The 16029-nt window shown below is 67.1% G+C and carries 15 protein-coding genes; 10 read left to right on the forward strand and 5 right to left on the reverse strand.

Annotation, left to right across the window (positions count from 1 at the left end):
* Positions 1–11 precede the first annotated feature (11 nt).
* Positions 12–2192 carry a serine/threonine-protein kinase gene (locus tag FOB72_RS10325; RefSeq protein WP_150372423.1) on the reverse strand — a complete coding sequence of 727 codons (2181 nt, stop codon included), beginning with the start codon at positions 2190–2192 and terminating at the stop codon, positions 12–14.
* A 353-nt stretch (positions 2193–2545) separates the two neighbouring features.
* Here FOB72_RS10325 and FOB72_RS10330 point away from each other — a divergent pair, with 353 nt between their 5' ends.
* The 4 genes from FOB72_RS10330 to FOB72_RS10345 all read left to right on the forward strand — a co-directional run bounded on the left by FOB72_RS10330 (position 2546) and on the right by FOB72_RS10345 (position 6266).
* Entirely contained in the window at positions 2546–2818 is a 273-nt protein-coding gene (locus tag FOB72_RS10330; RefSeq protein WP_150372424.1) for a hypothetical protein, read from the forward strand.
* Positions 2819–2844: 26 nt separating this feature from the next.
* Complete coding sequence (locus FOB72_RS10335) at positions 2845–3123, forward strand: hypothetical protein (protein WP_150372425.1); 279 nt, start codon at positions 2845–2847, stop codon at positions 3121–3123.
* Between the two features lie 139 nt (positions 3124–3262).
* On the forward strand, positions 3263–3496 hold the full coding sequence (locus FOB72_RS10340; protein WP_150372426.1) for a hypothetical protein: 234 nt from the start codon (positions 3263–3265) through the stop codon (positions 3494–3496).
* Positions 3497–4334: 838 nt separating this feature from the next.
* Complete coding sequence (locus FOB72_RS10345) at positions 4335–6266, forward strand: DEAD/DEAH box helicase (RefSeq protein ID WP_150372427.1); 1932 nt, start codon at positions 4335–4337, stop codon at positions 6264–6266.
* Positions 6267–6351: 85 nt separating this feature from the next.
* Here FOB72_RS10345 and FOB72_RS10350 read toward each other — a convergent pair whose 3' ends face one another.
* Entirely contained in the window at positions 6352–7608 is a 1257-nt protein-coding gene (locus tag FOB72_RS10350) for an SUMF1/EgtB/PvdO family nonheme iron enzyme (RefSeq protein WP_150372428.1), read from the reverse strand.
* 168 nt (positions 7609–7776) lie between these two features.
* Positions 7777–8901, reverse strand: a complete 1125-nt coding sequence (egtD, locus tag FOB72_RS10355) for an L-histidine N(alpha)-methyltransferase (RefSeq protein WP_150372429.1) — start codon at positions 8899–8901, stop codon at positions 7777–7779.
* Positions 8902–9433: 532 nt separating this feature from the next.
* On the opposite strand from egtD, the gene FOB72_RS10360 reads away from it, so the two are divergent.
* The 4 genes from FOB72_RS10360 (at position 9434) to FOB72_RS10375 (ending at position 12346) form a co-directional block, all read left to right on the forward strand.
* Complete coding sequence (locus FOB72_RS10360) at positions 9434–10150, forward strand: TerC family protein (protein ID WP_150372430.1); 717 nt, start codon at positions 9434–9436, stop codon at positions 10148–10150.
* A 74-nt stretch (positions 10151–10224) separates the two neighbouring features.
* Positions 10225–11019 (forward strand): thymidylate synthase, encoded by a 795-nt coding sequence (locus FOB72_RS10365; RefSeq protein WP_150372431.1) that lies wholly within the window; start codon positions 10225–10227, stop codon positions 11017–11019.
* Positions 11016–11849 carry a 2-keto-4-pentenoate hydratase gene (locus FOB72_RS10370; RefSeq protein ID WP_150372432.1) on the forward strand — a complete coding sequence of 278 codons (834 nt, stop codon included), beginning with the start codon at positions 11016–11018 and terminating at the stop codon, positions 11847–11849. Before FOB72_RS10365 ends, FOB72_RS10370 begins: the two co-directional genes overlap by 4 nt.
* Positions 11846–12346, forward strand: coding sequence for a dihydrofolate reductase (locus tag FOB72_RS10375; RefSeq protein WP_150372433.1), 501 nt, complete (start codon positions 11846–11848; stop codon positions 12344–12346). The genes FOB72_RS10370 and FOB72_RS10375 overlap by 4 nt, the downstream gene beginning before the upstream one ends.
* Before the next feature lie 52 nt (positions 12347–12398).
* Here the strand turns inward: FOB72_RS10375 and pmbA are convergent, their stop codons facing one another.
* Complete coding sequence (gene pmbA / locus FOB72_RS10380) at positions 12399–13772, reverse strand: metalloprotease PmbA (RefSeq protein WP_150372434.1); 1374 nt, start codon at positions 13770–13772, stop codon at positions 12399–12401.
* A gap of 57 nt (positions 13773–13829) precedes the next feature.
* On the opposite strand from pmbA, the gene yjgA reads away from it, so the two are divergent.
* Positions 13830–14453 carry a ribosome biogenesis factor YjgA gene (yjgA, locus tag FOB72_RS10385; RefSeq protein WP_342052913.1) on the forward strand — a complete coding sequence of 208 codons (624 nt, stop codon included), beginning with the start codon at positions 13830–13832 and terminating at the stop codon, positions 14451–14453.
* Positions 14450–15094, forward strand: a complete 645-nt coding sequence (mog, locus tag FOB72_RS10390; protein WP_150372436.1) for a molybdopterin adenylyltransferase — start codon at positions 14450–14452, stop codon at positions 15092–15094. The genes yjgA and mog overlap by 4 nt, the downstream gene beginning before the upstream one ends.
* Positions 15095–15110: 16 nt before the next feature.
* On the opposite strand, the gene FOB72_RS10395 is transcribed toward mog, so the two are convergent.
* Positions 15111–15992 (reverse strand): AEC family transporter, encoded by an 882-nt coding sequence (locus FOB72_RS10395; RefSeq protein WP_150372437.1) that lies wholly within the window; start codon positions 15990–15992, stop codon positions 15111–15113.
* Positions 15993–16029: the final 37 nt, after the last annotated feature.

Here is a 16029-nt window from a genome sequence, read left to right on the forward strand (position 1 = left end):
CGGGCCGCTCTCTATCGCGCGCGCGTGGAAATCTGCACGAGATCCGCGCCGATGCGATCCTTGCCATACTGGTTCGCCATCTGCGCAAGCGGCTTTTCGAGCGCGCGCAGGTATTCCTGGCGTGTCTCGAATTCGGGCCGGCGCGCGTCGAACAGCGGCGCCGGCGTGGTCAGCAACACCACGAGCTCGCTGCCGAACGGTTTGGACACGATCCAGTCGCCGCCATCGCCGATCGTCGCGTGATAGTTCGCTGGCGCTTGGTTGCCCTGCACGCGCTTGCTCGGCACGAGGTGCGCCACCTTGCCATCGACCACGTAGTAGTCGACATACACATACGATTCGTGCGCGGGCGTGGCAATCTCCATCACGAGCGGCGAGCCTTCGGCGAGCCGCGTGTTGCCACCGCGCGGCCGCAGCGACGCCGCGTCCTGCCGGTTGCCGCCAAGACTGGCGGACCGGCCGGCAGACCGGCTCGCAGACCAATACGGCGCCAGGAGCTTCACGACGTCGCACTTGTCCTCGCCGAGCGGCTGCAGATCGAGCTTGACGCTGCCCGCGCCGGGCACGGCGTTGAGCTTTTCTCGCAAGGGCTTCACGGCAACGGACTCCGATACGTACCCGTTCACGTAGAGGATGCTGCCCTCGATGCGCGCGGTCAGCAGCGAGCAAGGTACCGCCGCCAACACGGGCGTGACGTTCTCCATCGCCAGCGGCATGTTTGCAGACGCGCGCGCGGTGGCGGTGGCGGCGGTGGGCGACGGCGTCGACGCCGATTCGCCATTGAGCGCCGGCACGCTGCCGGCCTCGCGCGACGGCGCGGTGGGCGTGCCCCGCGCGCCGGCCTCCGCGACGGTGCGTGGCGGTTCCGGTACCCCCTGCGTCCCGCCATCGTGCGGCGCAACACCGGCGCGCCATGCGTAATAACCGAGTCCCGCGGCCAGCAGCGCGCCGACGGCGGCCCCGGCCAGCAGCGGCGCGCGCATGCCCGCGTGCTGCGGCTCCGCGCCAAGCCCTTCCAGAAAGCGACCGACGGTCGGCGTGCGCGTGGCGCGATCGAGCGAGAGCGCCTGGCGCAGCGCTTTCCATTGCCCGCGCGACAGCACCTTCGGCTGTGCGGGCTTGAGGTTGGCCGCGCGCGCCTGATTGGCGGACAGGCGATCGTAAGGGTGCTTGCCGGTCAGCAGTTCGTACGTCACGCAGGCCAGTGCGTAGATATCGTCGCGCGGATCGGGCTCGCGATGCTCGAACATCTCCGGGCTCGCGTACGCGGGGGTCATGCCGCCGAGCGATCCCGCGTCGAAGACGGTCTGGTCGGCATCGTCGAGGGGCTGGCGGAAGCCGCGCGCGATGCCGAAGTCGATGACCTTGACCTCTCCGCGCTCGGTCAGGAAGACGTTGGCGGGCTTGAAGTCGCAATGCACGAAACCGCGCTCGTGGGCATAGGCGAGCGCGCGGCCCATGCCGACGATGATCGGCAGCGCCTTCGCGTAGGGCAACCCCGCGAACTCGGGCGCGCGCAGCACGCGGCTCAGCGACTTGCCCGACAGGTACTCCATCGTCAGGAAGACGGTCGCGCCATCGCGATCGAAGTCGTACACGGTGACGATATTGCGGTGCGCGAGCTGCTGCGCCTTGCGCGCCTCGCGCTGCAGCGCCATCAGCGACTTGGGATGCGCGCTGAACTGCAGGTTCAGCACCTTGATCGCGATATAGGGCTTGCGGTCCGAGGCCTCGAGCTTGCGCAGGTCCAGCGCCTTGTAGACCGTGCCCATGCCGCCGACGCCGAGACATTCCTCGAGCACGAAGCGGCCGTTGAGCGTGTCGCCGACGCCCTTCACGTGCGCGCCGGACATGCCCGGTGCCGATGGCGACGAGGACGACGAGAGCGAAGAGAGCGATGGCGGCGACAACGAGGGCGACAGCGAAGGCGACGATGGCGCACTGCGATCGCCCACGCGCGTCTCCTCGGCAACGGGGTCGTACTGCGTGGCCACGCGCGATTCGATGCGGCGCATGACTTCGGTATAAACGTTCGCGGGCAGCGGCGCGCGCGTATGTTCCTCGCTCAGCACGCGCGCGAGGTGCCCCGGTGTGGTCTCGTCTTCGAGCGCGTGGTCGATCGACGCCAGAAATTCGTCGCGCGTCAGCCCACCGCTCCGGAAGTTGCGTATCAGATCGGTCAGGCTGGGCATCGATGCGTTCCCGACGTGTGGTTATGGCGTCCTCGATGGATACTAGTGCGCACCCTCCGCATTCGCAATCCGCACAGCACCCGCCGCGCATGCGGGACGTTGGCGAACGCACGACACTCGCGCGCCGACTGTTGTCCGTGGCCCACCACATCGACGCGTCATGGCACAGCGCCTGGCACGCCGCGGAGGCCTCGCGAATGCGTTTTTCCCCGTGTTTTCAAGGCATTGCAAATTTCTTTGGGCGATGGCCACCCCGCTGGCACGCTTGCTGCGATATCAGAACCGAGCGCGACACCAACCCGATGCTCAAACCTGAAACCACGTAGCACCCAAATCTCTCAAGGAGAACTGCCATGACCACGCTGACCATCACCGACCTGTCCGTTACCGAAACCCTCGACGCCAAGGGCATGCAAGCCGTTCGCGGCGGCCTCGGCTTCGGCTTCGTGCCCTACACCTCGATCTACAGCCCCGTGAAGCTGTCGTTCGACAAGACCACGAAGATCGACCAGTCGAACCAGCAAATGCAGGAAGTGAACAGCATGTTCGCCAACGGCTCCGCGTTCCAGGAGCACCTGCGCAACAACCTCAACACGAACCAGAACGCCAGCAACTACGTCGGCTGAACGCTGCCGCTACCGAGGAGACCACCATGTCTACCATCGTCGTCCGCGACCTTGCGCTCAGCAAGGAACTCGACAGCAGCGCGCTTGCCACCGTCCGCGGCGGCAGCTCATGGCTCGATCGGGTCGGCGTCGGGGCCACTGGCCCGCTCGCCAACGTCAACATCAATATCAACCAGAGCGTGCAGCAACTGCAGCAGATCAACGTTGCGGCGCTCAACAACAACGGCGTGATCGGCAGCGGCCTCGGCCGCGTCAAGATCGGCGTCGATCCGTCGCAGTGGGGCGGCAACTGGGCGGCGGTCTGAACGGCCAGCCGGCGGTGGCGGTCGCGCATGGAAGCATGCGCGACCGCTTGCCTATACTGGAGTGGACCCGCGCCTGCCCCGGCGCCGTCGCCACGGCGCGCCTGCCGCGCGCGACACGGTCCCCATGCTGGAGAACGCCATGGCAGTGATCGTCATCAGGGATTTGTCGGAAAACGTTGACCTCGACCGCGAGGCGATGTCCGCCATCATGGGCGGCGCGCGCGCGGCAGGCTCGCCACGCTGGCAGTCGTTCCGTCACGCGCATGTGACGCGACTCGTCCAGTATCCGCGGGGAGTGCCCGGCAAGGGACTTCCGGCGGACCCATCGATTGCAGGGCAGGAACGGGTGGCCGGCGTACCACCGCGCGAATAGACGCACGTATGCCGGCTCGCATGCGAGTCGTGGAAAAGTCACTGTGGAAAAGAAAAGCCCGCCAAGAAATTGGCGGGCTTTGTGGTTGCGGACGGGCCCGGATCGCCTGGGTCACGTCACCGGCAAATTCCGGTCATTTCCTGCGTCGCGATGAGTGTGAAGCTTTGGGTACCTTGCGTCCATCCCTGGACGGCCGTCCGGACCACCCGGACAGTCGGACCTACCCATACCGACGACAAATGACCGCAATCCCGGCACCGAACGGCAACGCTGGTTGCCGAAGGAGATCGGCGGGACACGTTATCGTCCGCCCCGGGCGGGCACTGTGTGCTCGCGTTTCCCAGTATAGAAAGCCCGGCTTTGCTTTCAAGTCCGCTTCGGACACATCTGCTTACGTTTCGCAGTGCAACATGATACGGAGTCTTCTGATATACTTCGCGCCGTGAGTTTCGCACTGTGAGTTCCGCACCGCGCCCGCTGAAGTTTCCAAGCCATGGCGTATCCGCAGCCCTCCCAAGCTCTGCCCCCTGCTTCTGTCCACGCAACATTCGAGACAGGTGCCGGCCAGATCGCACCGCTCACCGCCCGTTGCCTCGTCTCCGATCCTGTTCCGAACAGCCCGCATTCTGGAGTTGTTTGCCTGTCAGGGACCCGCCCGGATTTTCCGCGCGCCCCTGCCTGCCGCCGTATTCACAGCCCACAGCACACTGCTGAGTCTGTCGAACGGCCTCACCGATTGGCGCCGAAGCCTTTTTAAGACTTTGACCTTGGGTTCGCCCATCGCGCCCACCCCGTGTTCCGAAACGCCGGGGTGAATGCATCACTGAAAACCTACGACATGACCCAGCACGATTTCCGTGCGGAGCAAGATATTGCCTCCGCCGACACGACTATCTCGACGATTTCGCAAGACACCGCCGCCGCCACGCAGAGCCCGCTCGACAAGCTCGACGCGATGCTCAATGGCGACGCGCCTGTTGCCGGCGAACAAGCTGCCCCGGCCGCTGACGCCGCCGACGCCGCACCGAACGGCTTTGCCTTGCTCGGCCTCGACGCCGCCATCCTGCGCGCGCTGAGCGACGCCAACTACAACACGCCGACGCCGGTCCAGGCGCAGGCCATTCCCGCATTTATCGCCGGCCGCGATCTGCTGGTCTCGAGCCAGACCGGCTCGGGCAAGACCGCCGCGTTCATGCTGCCCGCGATCCAGCGCATCAGCGAGAAGCCCGCGCCGAACCGCCCGCGTGCCGAAGAACCGACCAAGCGCATCAAGGGCAAGCGCCCCCGTCCGTCGCCCGCGCAGCCGTCCCTGCTCGTGCTGACGCCGACGCGCGAACTCGCGCTGCAGGTGACGGAAGCCGCCGCCAAGTACGGCCGCTATCTGCGCCGCATCGTGTGCGCGAGCATCCTGGGCGGTATGCCCTACCCGAAGCAGCTCGCGATGCTCTCGAAGATGCCTGACATCCTCGTGGCCACGCCGGGCCGCCTGCTCGACCATATCGAAGCCGGCCGCATCGACCTGTCGCAACTCGACATGCTCGTGTTCGACGAAGCCGACCGCATGCTGGACATGGGCTTTGCCGACGACATCGACGCGATCGTCGCGGCCACGCCGGCCTCGCGTCAGACGCTGATGTTCTCGGCCACGCTCGACGCCCGCATCGCCCAACTGGCTTCGCGCCAGCTGCGCGACCCGCAGCGCATCGAGATCGCCGCCGTGCGCGCCGACCAGAGCAACATCGAACAGCGCCTGCACTACACCGACGACATGTCGCACAAGGAGCGCCTGCTCGACCATCTGCTGCGCGATGCCTCGCTGAAGCAGGCCATCGTGTTCACGGCGACCAAGCGCGACGCGGACTCGCTCGCGGAACGCCTGTCGGACACCGGCTTCTCGGCTGGCGCCCTGCACGGCGACATGACGCAAGGCGCGCGCAACCGCACGCTGACGGCCCTGCGCCGCGGCAACCTGCGCGTGCTCGTGGCGACCGATGTGGCCGCGCGCGGCATCGACGTGCCCGATATCACCCACGTGGTGAACTTCGACCTGCCCAAGCAGGCCGAGGACTACGTGCACCGTATCGGCCGTACCGGCCGCGCGGGACGCTCGGGCATCGCGATCAACCTCGTGAACCACGGTGACGTGTTCCAGTGGCGCCGCATCGAGCGCTTCACGAACAACCGCATCGACGCCTCGGTCATCGAAGGCCTGGAACCGCGTCGCACGCCGAAGCCCCGTCAGGGCTTCGGCGGCAAGCCGGGCGGCCCGCGTGGCGGCAACGGCGGCGGCTACCGCGGCAATGGTGGCGGCTACCGTGGCAACAACGGCGGCGAGCGCACCTTTGGCGACCGTAATTTCGGCGACCGCAATGGCGGCGGCGAGCGTCGCTTCGGCGGCGAGAGCCGCGGCTTCGGCGACCGTGGCAATGCGGGCGGCTTCGGCGATCGTGGCAATGCGGGCGGCTTCGGCGATCGCGGCGAGAACCGCGGTTTCGGCGACCGTGGCAATGCAGGCGGCTTCGGCGATCGCGGCACCGGTGGCTACCGTGGCCAGGGTCAAGGCCAGGGCCAGGGCCAGCAACGCACGTTCGGTGATCGCAATTTCGGTGACCGCAGCTTTGGCAACCGCGATGGCAACCGTGACGGTAACCGCAGCTTCGGCAACCGCGAAGGCGGTCAGCGCGACGGCAATCGTGGTGGCTTCGGCGGTGGCAACAGCGGCGGCGGCTTCGGCGGCCAGCGCAACAGCCGCTCGCGCTACGAGCGTTAAGCCTCCCGCCCGTGGGTAACACGGGCGATGGACAGACAACGGGCGCCCGAGAGATCGGGCGCCCGTTGTCGTTTACGTTCGGCTTTTACAGCGCGCAGCTGCGGAAGCCCACGAACGACACGTCGTCCTCGGGCAGCAGCGCCGTGCGCGCGCGCGTATGGCGCTGGCGCGGCGCGCTCGCGAACGAGACGCCGCGCGTGACCTGATGCGTGGCAAACCGCCCCACGATCTCGGCATCGACGGGGCTCGCCTCGAAACCCGCGTACGGTTCGTAGGGCGTGGCGGTCCACTCGCGCAGCGCGCCCCACTGCAGCCCGCGGTTCTGCGTGGCCGCGAGTTCCCACTCGACCTCGGCCGGCAGCCGACGCCCGGCCCACACGCACCAGGCCTGCGCCTCGTACAGCGTGACGTGACGCACGGGCTCGTCGGGATTGAGCGTGCGCAGCGTGCCGAAGCGCGACACCATCCAGGCGCGCGTCTCGGGGTGCCGCGACCAGTAGCGCGGCGCCGAGCGCTCCTGCGTCATGAGCCACTGGCGTCCCGCCGCCGACCACCACGCGGGGTGCTCGTAGCCGCGGTCCTCCACGAAGTCCAGGAAGTGCGCGTTGGTGACGAGCGCCGCATCCATCTCGAACGCGGGCACGTACGTCTGCTGCGGCGGCAGTTCGTCGGGCAAGGCAAACCCGTCCGCGTCGCTCCATCCCTGCACGAAGCGCCCACCGGGAAAATGCAGCGTGCCCGCATAGCCGGCCGTCAGCGCGGGCGCGGGCGTGGCCGGGCCCGCGGGCGCCATATCGAGCGCCTGCAGCAGCGCGGCGATGGTCTCGCCCTGTGCATCCTCGTGGAACAGCGCGCGGCGGAAGGGATAGAGCGTGTCGTCGTTGTCGTCCGGCAGCAGCGCGATACGGCGCAGCAGGCCGTCGAGCACATCGGCCGCGTACTGCTTGACCACGGCGACATCCGGCAGCGCGATCTCCCAGCGTTCGTCGGGACCGATGCGCTCGGGATCGAACCATTCGTCGGCGCCGTCGAGCCGGGACGGCTCGCGCGCCACGGGCAGCCGCAGGCCACCGTGCTCGAGCTCGTGCACGCCGCGCAGACACCACCATTCGGCGTGCCACGCGATATGGCCCAGCGTCCATAACGGCGGATTGCAGTCGTACTGCCGGTCCACCTGCCAGCCCCGGCGCGTCTGGCCGAAAGCGGCGAGCCAGCCAAGCGTGCGGTTGCGGGCCTCGACCAGTGCCTGTGCCAATCCCTCGCGCGGCAGCCGGCGGGCATCGGCCCAGGCCGCCTGGCCGCCAGTGAAGAAGAGATCGGGAAGCATGGAGAAGCCGCTCATCGAAGCATCCGTCCGAGAAAGGTGAAAAGATTGCCGAATATGGCGTCCGCGCACGGACGCACGAAAGCCCGGGCTGCGCGAATTATGACATCGCGCCCCGGGCCCCGCTTTTTCGTACTGCTTTTCCGACCTGCCGGTCAGGTTACTGCGCGACGGCGTTCCGCTGCATCACCCGCGCGCGTGGAACACCGCGAACCAGCCGCGCGGATCGGTCCAGCACACCGGATCGGTGAAGCCCGCGGCCTCCAGCAGCAGCGAGAAATCGTCGGGCCGGTACTTGTACGAATCCTCGGTATGGATGCGCTCGCCCGCCGCGAACGCGCGCTCGCCGCCCGGCCAGCGCACCCGCACGTCGCGCGTGGCGGCCAGATGCATCTGCACGCGCGAGGCCTCGCGATCGAAGCTCGCCTCGTGGCGCCAGTCGGCCACCGCAAAGTCGCTGCCGACGATACGGTTGAGATTGCGCAGCACGTTGCGGTTGAACGCGGCGGTCACGCCCAGCGCGTCGTCATAGGCGGCCACCAGCGTGTCCGCGTCCTTGTGCAGGTCCACGCCGATCAGCACGCCATCGCCGCGCCCGGCCACGCCGCGCAGCCGCTGAAGCAGCGCCAGCGCGTCCATCGGCGCGAAATTGCCGATGCTCGAGCCCGGGTAGAAGAACAGCCGCCGTCCGCGCCGGACGCTGGACGGCAGATCGAGGGGACTGCACAGATCGGCGCCGAGCCCGAGCATCGGGATCTGCGGATGCTGCTGCTGGAGGCCGGTGAGCGTATCGCGCAGAAACTCCACCGAGATATCCACGGCCACGTACTGGGCGGGCTGCAGGCTGCCGAACATGCGGGCGGCCTTCTCGCAGTTGCCGGCGCCGAGGTCGATCAGCACGCAGCCGCTGCCCGCGCGCGCGGCAATGGCCGGCGACGCCGCCGCGAAGATCGAGGCCTCGGTACGCGTGGGGTAGTACTCGGGCAGATCGGTGATGGCTTCGAACAGCCGCGAGCCCAGGACGTCGTAGAAGAATTTCGGGCTGATGCCCGCCTGCGGCCGGTTCAGGCCCGCGACGATCTCGTCGCGGAGCGCGCCGCTGTCCTCGCGATACTGCTGGACGAACTGTGGCTGAAGACCCGCCTTCGCATGTGCATGGCCGTTGCCGAGCGGCACCACGGCGCCGCCCTGGTGACCGTTGGAGGCGTGGCCATTCGTCGCGTGGGATTCCTGGGGAGCGGTGTGGTTGTGCGGGCGATGCGGGGCGGTGCGGGAAGGTGTCGGGTTCAGCGGTGTCGTTGAGGCCGGCATGACATTGTCCTTGTTGTCGATGGGGCACTACATGAATCCCTGGAACAGACCGCGCTGACCGGCAGGCGCGGCGGCGAAGGGGTCCGCTTCTGTGTGGTCTGAAGCGTACCTGCCGATGCCAATCTCACAAGCATAGGTGTATATCCTGAGGCGTGCCGAGTCGTTTGCATCGGCTTACAAACTCGATGCGTGCTTTTTTCACCACATCCGGGCGAATGCGGCGCAACATTTCCTGAAAAAGTTCGCTTATAATCCGCTCCAGCGCGATCACAAAAATCGCGTCCCTTCAAAGGGGAGTAGCTTGGGGGCCGATGCCCTTAGCACAATCGTCATTCCGAGACGCGGCCAAAATCTGCCGTCTCCGGTTGTGCTGACACTGACGCGCATTCCGCGGCAGCCGTCGAGCAAGACCTTTGCAACCTGGTTTCATGGTTTGCAAAGGCGCGGCTCCCACACCTCGTGTGTCTCCCGCAGTTCTCCATGATCCCAGGCGATAAACCAAGCGTTATTCGCACCTGAGGAGTGTCAATTCATGGAGTGGTTCACCGATCTGTTCACGATGCAGTTCCTGACGGCGCTGCTGTCGATCGTCGTCATCGACCTCGTTCTCGCTGGCGACAATGCCATCGTGATCGCGCTGGCGGCGCGCAATCTCCCGCCGCACCTGCAGAAAAAAGCCATCATCTGGGGCACCATCGGTGCCGTGGTCGTCCGTTCCGCGATGACCATCGGCGTGGTCTGGCTGCTCAAGATCCCCGGTCTGCTGCTGGTTGGCGGCCTGGCGCTGGTCTGGATCGCCTACAAGCTGCTGTCGGCCGACGATAACGGCGACGAGCATGGCGCGGGCGCGAGCACGCTGGTCGGCGCGATGAAGACGATCATCATCGCCGACGCGGTGATGGGCGTGGATAACGTGCTGGCCGTGGCCGGCGCCGCGCACGGCAGCTTCCTGCTCGTGGTGCTGGGCCTGCTGATCAGCATCCCGATCGTGGTCTGGGGTTCGAGCCTCGTGCTCAAGCTGATGGCGCGCTTCCCGGTGATCATCTACGTCGGCTCCGGCGTGCTGGCGTTCACCGCGGTCAAGATGGTCTCGCACGAGCCGCTGATCAAGGACTTCTTCGTCCAGTATCCGGTGGCGCTGTGGGCAATGTATGTCGTGTTCGTCGGCGGTGTGCTCGGTGCCGGCTACCTGGCACAGAAGCGCCGGGGCGATCGTGCGGAGAGCGGTGAGGCCGTGACCGGCCACTGATCGGGATAGAATATCCGCTGTGCGACGGGGGCCGCTGAGGCCCCCGTCTCGTTTACCCCCCTTATTCCGCGCCGATGAAACAATATCTCGACTTCATGCGCCATGTTTACGAGCATGGCACCGAAAAGTCCGACCGCACTGGGACAGGCACCCGCTCGGTGTTCGGCTACCAGATGCGCTTCGATCTGCGCGAGGGCTTCCCGGTGGTCACCACCAAGAAGCTGCACCTGAAGTCGATCATTCACGAGCTGCTGTGGTTCCTCCAGGGGTCCACCAATGTGAAGTACCTGCAGGACAACGGCGTCTCGATCTGGGACGAGTGGGCCGATCCGCAAGGCGAGCTCGGTCCGATCTACGGTTACCAGTGGCGTAACTGGCCCGCCCCCAATGGCGAGCATATCGACCAGATCGCGCAGGTGGTCGAGCAGATCCGCAAGACGCCCGATTCGCGCCGGCTGATCGTCTCCGCCTGGAACGTCGGCGAGATTCCGCAGATGAAGCTGCCGCCCTGCCATGCGTTCTTCCAGTTCTATGTGGCCGACGGCCGGCTCTCCTGCCAGCTCTACCAGCGCAGCGCCGATATCTTCCTCGGCGTGCCGTTCAATATCGCGAGCTACGCGCTGCTGACGCATATGGTCGCGCAGCAGACGGGCCTCGACGTCGGCGACTTCGTGTGGACGGGCGGCGACTGCCACCTGTACAGCAATCACCTCGAGCAGGTACGCACGCAGCTGTCGCGCGAACCGATGGCGCTGCCGCGACTGAAGATCCTGCGCAAGCCGGACAGCATCTTCGACTATCGCTACGAGGACTTCGAGCTCGTCGGCTACGAATCGCATCCCGCGATCAAGGCGCCGGTGGCCGTATGACCATGACCCAGAAGACATTGACGCCGGACGCGCTGGCCGGCATGGCGGCAGCGTTTCAACGCGCGCAGACGGCGCGCGGCACCGTGGATGCCGAGACATCGGCGCTGCTGCGCGGCATCGATATTGCCGATGGCTATCGCGCGGGCCGTGCCTTGCACGAGCGCCTGGTGGCCGGCGGGCTGCGGCCCGTGGGCCGCAAGATCGGCTGCACCAATACCGCGACGTGGGGCAAGCTCGGCATCGATGCGCCGATCGTCGCGCATGTCTACGCGCAGACCGTGGTGAACGGCGCGGGCGACACCGTGGCCGTGCCCTGGACCACGCTGCATGCGCCGCGTATCGAGCTCGAGCTCGCGTTCCGGCTCAAGGCCACGCCCGTTGCGGGGCAATCGCTGGAAGCGCTGATCGACTGCGTCGATTGGGTGGCACCGGCGATCGAGGTCGTCGATGGACACGTCGATCCGGCGATCGGTTCGCCCGCGACGATCCTCTGCGACTTCGGCGCGCATGCGTCGCTGCTGCTTGGCGAGCCGATCGCGCTGGCCGGGTTGCCGCCGCTGACGCCGGCGACGTTCGCCGGCATCACGGCCACGCTGCGGGTCGGCGAGACCGTGCTGCCCGGTGGCGCGGTGAACGTGATGGGCAATCCGCTGGTGTCGCTGGCGACCGCGATCGAGATCGCCGCCGGACTGTCCGCGCCGATCGAGGCGGGCGAGATCGTGACGACCGGCGCGCTGGTGGGGCCTGTGGCGCTGGAGGCGGGTCAGCAATGGCGTGGCCGGCTGTCGTTCGCCGGCCGTGACGACCTGACGGTGGGGCTGGACGCATGACGCTGTTGACGTTGATCGTTGCGCGCGCGCGCAACGGCACCATTGGCCGCGACAACACGCTGCCGTGGCGGTTGCCAGAGGATCTGGCCTATTTCAAACGCACGACCATGGGGGCGCCCGTCATCATGGGGCGCAAGACCTGGGATTCGATCGGCCGGCCGCTGCCGGGCCGCCGCAATATCGTCGTGAGCCGCAATGCGGCGCTGCGGCTCGACGGGGCCGACGTGGTCGGCTCGCTCGAGGATGCGCAGCGGTTGTGCGTCGGCGTGGAGCAGGTGTTTCTGATCGGGGGCGCGCAGCTGTATGCGGAGGCGCTGCCCAGCGCCGATCGGCTATATGTGACCGAAATCGATGCCGATATCGAGGGCGACGCGGTGTTTCCCGCGGTCGATCTCGCGAAGTGGGTCGAGTTGTCGCGCGAGACGCATCATTCGGAAGCCAATGGCTTCGATTATGCGTTCGTGAAGTACGAGCGGCCGCCTTCGGGCGAGGAGTAACGGCGAGAAGCAAGATCGCCCCTCTCCCCGCGGGGCGAGGGGCAATCGGCCATCAATTGCCGGCGATCGTCATCTGCTCGATCAGGATCGAGCCCGTTTCCTTCGTGCCCCGCACCAGCGCGTCCGCGCCGATGCCGACGATCTGCCTGAACATCTCGGGCATGCTGCCCGCGATCGTGATTTCTTCCACCGGGTACTGGATCACGCCGTTCTCCACCCAGTAGCCCGACGCGCCGCGCGAATAATCGCCCGTCACGTAGTTCACGCCCTGCCCCATCAGTTCCGTCACCAGCAGACCCGTGCCCATCTTGCGCAGCATGGCGGCAAAATCGTCGCCGGCCTTCGTCAGGTTGCTCGTCAGCGTCAGGTTGTGCGAGCCGCCGGCGTTGCCGGTGGTCTTCATGCCGAGCTTGCGCGCCGAGTACGTCGACAGGAAATAGCCCTCGACCACACCATCGCGCACGACGTCGCGCGCATGGGTGCGCACGCCTTCCTCGTCGAACGGGGCGCTGCCCATCGCGCCCGGCACGTGCGGCTGCTCGTGGATCTGGATATGCGGCGCGAACACGGCCTTGCCCAGCGTGTCATGCAGGAACGTGGACTTGCGGTACAGCGCGCCGCCCGAGACCGCCTGCACGAAGGCACCGAGCAGGCCCGCCGCGAGCGGGGCCTCGAACAGGACCGGGCACTTGCGCGTGGAAAGCTTGCGCGCATTCAGGCGGGCCAGCGCGCGTTCCGCCGCATAGCGGCCGATGTCCTCGGGTGCCGCGAGCGCCTTCGGCGAACGCTTGCACGAATACCAGTCGTCACGCTGCATGCCACCGCCCGAACCGGCGATGGGCGCGCACGAAATGAAATGGCGCGAATACGGATAGCCGCCCACGAAGCCGCGCGAGGTGGCGAGCACGAACTGCGAATGCTGCGCGGATACGCTCGCGCCGTCGCTATTGCGGATCTTCGGCGATACCGCGAACGCGGCGGCCTCCGAGCGGCGCGCGATATCGATCGCGCCCTCGGCCGTCACGGTCCACGGATGGAACAGGTCGAGGTCGCGCGGCGAACGCTCAAGCAACTCTTCCTCGGCGAGGCCCGCGCAATCGTCCTCGGCGGTGAAACGCGCGATGTTGTAGGCGGCCTCGGCCGTGGCGCGCAGCGCCGCCGGCGAGAAATCGGACGTGCTCGCATTGCCGCGGCGCTGGCCGATCATCACGGTCACGCCCACCACCTTGTCGCGGTTCTGCTCGATGGTCTCGACCTGGCCCTTGCGCACCGTGACGGACAGCCCGCTACCCTCGGAAATCTCCGTCGCGGCGTCGGTGGCACCGAGTTCGCGCGCGATACGCAGCACGTCGGCCGCCATCTCGCGAAGCTGGTCCTGGCTGTGGGTGAAATGCGCGGTTTGTTGCGAAACGGCAGAGGTGTCCATGTGGGCGGGTATCGGCTAAAGTCCAAACGACAATCATAGCAAGATAAAATGCGCGCCATGACGCGAAATACCCGTAGCCGATCCAATCCCTCCAATCCCCGCTTCGGTGCCTTCAACCCCGAGCCGGATGACGACGACACGCCGAAAAGCAAGTCGCAGAAGAAACGCGACATGACGGCGCTCCAGGACCTGGGCGTCGAGCTCGAGGCCCTGCCCAAGGACCGCCTGGCGCGCGTGCCGATGCCCGAGGCCCTGGCCGACGCCATCCATGCGGCGCGCAAGATCAACAGCCACGAAGGCAAGCGGCGCCAGATGCAGTTCGTCGGCAAGGTCATGCGTGGCCTCGAAGACGACGAGGTGGACGCCATCCGCGGCGCCCTCGAAGGTTTCAAGGGCACCAGCAAGGCCGAAACCGCCCGCCTGCACCTGATCGAGCGCTGGCGCGAACTGCTGCTGACGGACGACGAGTCGCTGACCAAATTCCTCGGCGAGCACCCCGGCGTGGACGTACAGGCCGTGCGCAACACCATCCGCAACGCCCGCCGGGAACAGCAGATGGCCAAGCCGCCGAAGTCGTTCCGCGAGCTGTTCCAGATCATCAAGTCCGCGCTGGAGGAGAAGGACGCCGCCAGGGACGCGGCCGCCGCCGCCCAGCCCCCTTCCCCGGAGTCCGACGCATGACGCAGCCCAGCAGCGCACCGATCACGTCTCCCGTGAGCCGCCGCCATCCCGACGAGCTCGTGGTCGGCCTGGTCTCGATCTCCGACCGCGCCTCGGCCGGCACCTATCAGGACGAAGGCATCCCCGCGCTGCGCGAATGGCTCGGCCGGGCGCTGACGTCGCCCTGGCAGGCCGTGGAGAAGCTGATTCCCGACGAGCAGGCGCTGATCTCGCGCACGCTGATCGAACTGGTCGATGTGGCCGGCTGCGACCTCGTGCTGACGACCGGCGGCACGGGCCCGTCGCGGCGCGACGTGACGCCCGAGGCCACGCTGGCGGTCGGCACGAAGGAAATGCCCGGTTTTGGCGAGCAGATGCGCGCGGTGAGCCTGCATTTCGTGCCGACGGCGATCCTGTCCCGGCAGGTGGCGGTGATCCGCGAGACCGCGAGCCGCGCGGCGCTGATCGTCAACCTGCCCGGCCAGCCGCGCGCGATCCGGGAAACGCTGGAAGGATTGCGCGATGCCGATGGCAAACCCATCGTGCAGGGCGTGTTTGCGGCGATCCCCTACTGCATCGACCTGATTGGCGGGCCGTATATGGAATGCGACGAGGCGATCGTCAAGGCGTTCCGCCCGAAGAACGCGATCCGGCTGAAATAAGGGCCCCGACCGAGGCCTAGCGCAGGCCGAGGTAGAGCCCGATGGGCACGAAGACCACGGCCGCGATATTGCCGAGCAGCACGATCGAGGCCACCTGATCCGGCTCCTGCCGGAAATGGTCGGCCACGAGGAAGTTGAGCACCGCGGGCGGCAGCGCCGCGAACACGAACAGCAGCCCGCGCTGGAGGTCGGTCATCGGCACCAGCGCCACCAGCAGCAGCGCCACCGCGATACCGGCGAGCGGGCAGACCGCGGCGCCCCACATCCCCATTCCCCAGTTGCGCAGGCTCACGTCTTTCATGCGCACGCCGAGCGCGAACAGCATCAGCGGCACCGTGGCATCGCCGAGCAGCTTGATCGATTCGTAGATCGGCTCGGGCAGCGCGAACCACGGCTTGGCCAGCGACAGCGCGACGCCCGCCACCGTGGCGAGCACCATCGGATTGCGCACGATCTGCGCCAGCGAGGCATGCCGGTTGACGATCTTGAGGCCGATCGTGAAATGCATGAGGTTGGACATCGCGAACAGCGCCACGGCGGGGGCCAGCCCGGCCGGCCCGAACGCGAAGACCGACAACGGCAGCCCCATGTTGCCGCTGTTGTTGAACATCATCGGCGGCACGAACGTGCGCGGATCCGCGCCGAGCAGCCGCGCGGCCACATAGGCCAGCAACCCGGACCCGAGCACCACCGCCACCGCGCAAGCCAGCAGCACGAGCTGGTCGGCGAGCACGAAGTCCTTGCTGATGAACGCGGAGACCACGAGCAGCGGCGCGATGACATCGAGCGTCGCGCGGTTGATGCCCGTCATGTCCGGATGGGCGCGTCGTCCGTAAATCCAGCCGATCAGGATGATCAGGATGACTGGGGTGATGATCGAGACGATGCGCGTGAACATGGGGGAGAGGTGCGGGATGACGACGACGCGCGCCGGG

This window comes from Cupriavidus pauculus, from assembly GCF_008693385.1.
Classification (GTDB): domain Bacteria; phylum Pseudomonadota; class Gammaproteobacteria; order Burkholderiales; family Burkholderiaceae; genus Cupriavidus; species Cupriavidus pauculus_D.

What these genes read in the sequence shown, in the direction of transcription:
- egtD (WP_150372429.1), bottom strand. Translation starts at nt 8,901, where the DNA reads ATGCCGGCCTCAACGACACCGCTGAACCCGACACCTTCCCGCACCGCC.
- FOB72_RS10325 (WP_150372423.1), bottom strand. Translation starts at nt 2,192, where the DNA reads ATGCCCAGCCTGACCGATCTGATACGCAACTTCCGGAGCGGTGGGCTG.
- FOB72_RS10360 (WP_150372430.1), top strand. Translation starts at nt 9,434, where the DNA reads ATGGAGTGGTTCACCGATCTGTTCACGATGCAGTTCCTGACGGCGCTG.
- yjgA (WP_342052913.1), top strand. Translation starts at nt 13,830, where the DNA reads ATGACGCGAAATACCCGTAGCCGATCCAATCCCTCCAATCCCCGCTTC.
- FOB72_RS10350 (WP_150372428.1), bottom strand. Translation starts at nt 7,608, where the DNA reads ATGAGCGGCTTCTCCATGCTTCCCGATCTCTTCTTCACTGGCGGCCAG.
- pmbA (WP_150372434.1), bottom strand. Translation starts at nt 13,772, where the DNA reads ATGGACACCTCTGCCGTTTCGCAACAAACCGCGCATTTCACCCACAGC.
- FOB72_RS10365 (WP_150372431.1), top strand. Translation starts at nt 10,225, where the DNA reads ATGAAACAATATCTCGACTTCATGCGCCATGTTTACGAGCATGGCACC.
- FOB72_RS10370 (WP_150372432.1), top strand. Translation starts at nt 11,016, where the DNA reads ATGACCATGACCCAGAAGACATTGACGCCGGACGCGCTGGCCGGCATG.
- FOB72_RS10375 (WP_150372433.1), top strand. Translation starts at nt 11,846, where the DNA reads ATGACGCTGTTGACGTTGATCGTTGCGCGCGCGCGCAACGGCACCATT.
- FOB72_RS10340 (WP_150372426.1), top strand. Translation starts at nt 3,263, where the DNA reads ATGGCAGTGATCGTCATCAGGGATTTGTCGGAAAACGTTGACCTCGAC.
- FOB72_RS10395 (WP_150372437.1), bottom strand. Translation starts at nt 15,992, where the DNA reads ATGTTCACGCGCATCGTCTCGATCATCACCCCAGTCATCCTGATCATC.
- FOB72_RS10330 (WP_150372424.1), top strand. Translation starts at nt 2,546, where the DNA reads ATGACCACGCTGACCATCACCGACCTGTCCGTTACCGAAACCCTCGAC.
- FOB72_RS10345 (WP_150372427.1), top strand. Translation starts at nt 4,335, where the DNA reads ATGACCCAGCACGATTTCCGTGCGGAGCAAGATATTGCCTCCGCCGAC.
- FOB72_RS10335 (WP_150372425.1), top strand. Translation starts at nt 2,845, where the DNA reads ATGTCTACCATCGTCGTCCGCGACCTTGCGCTCAGCAAGGAACTCGAC.
- mog (WP_150372436.1), top strand. Translation starts at nt 14,450, where the DNA reads ATGACGCAGCCCAGCAGCGCACCGATCACGTCTCCCGTGAGCCGCCGC.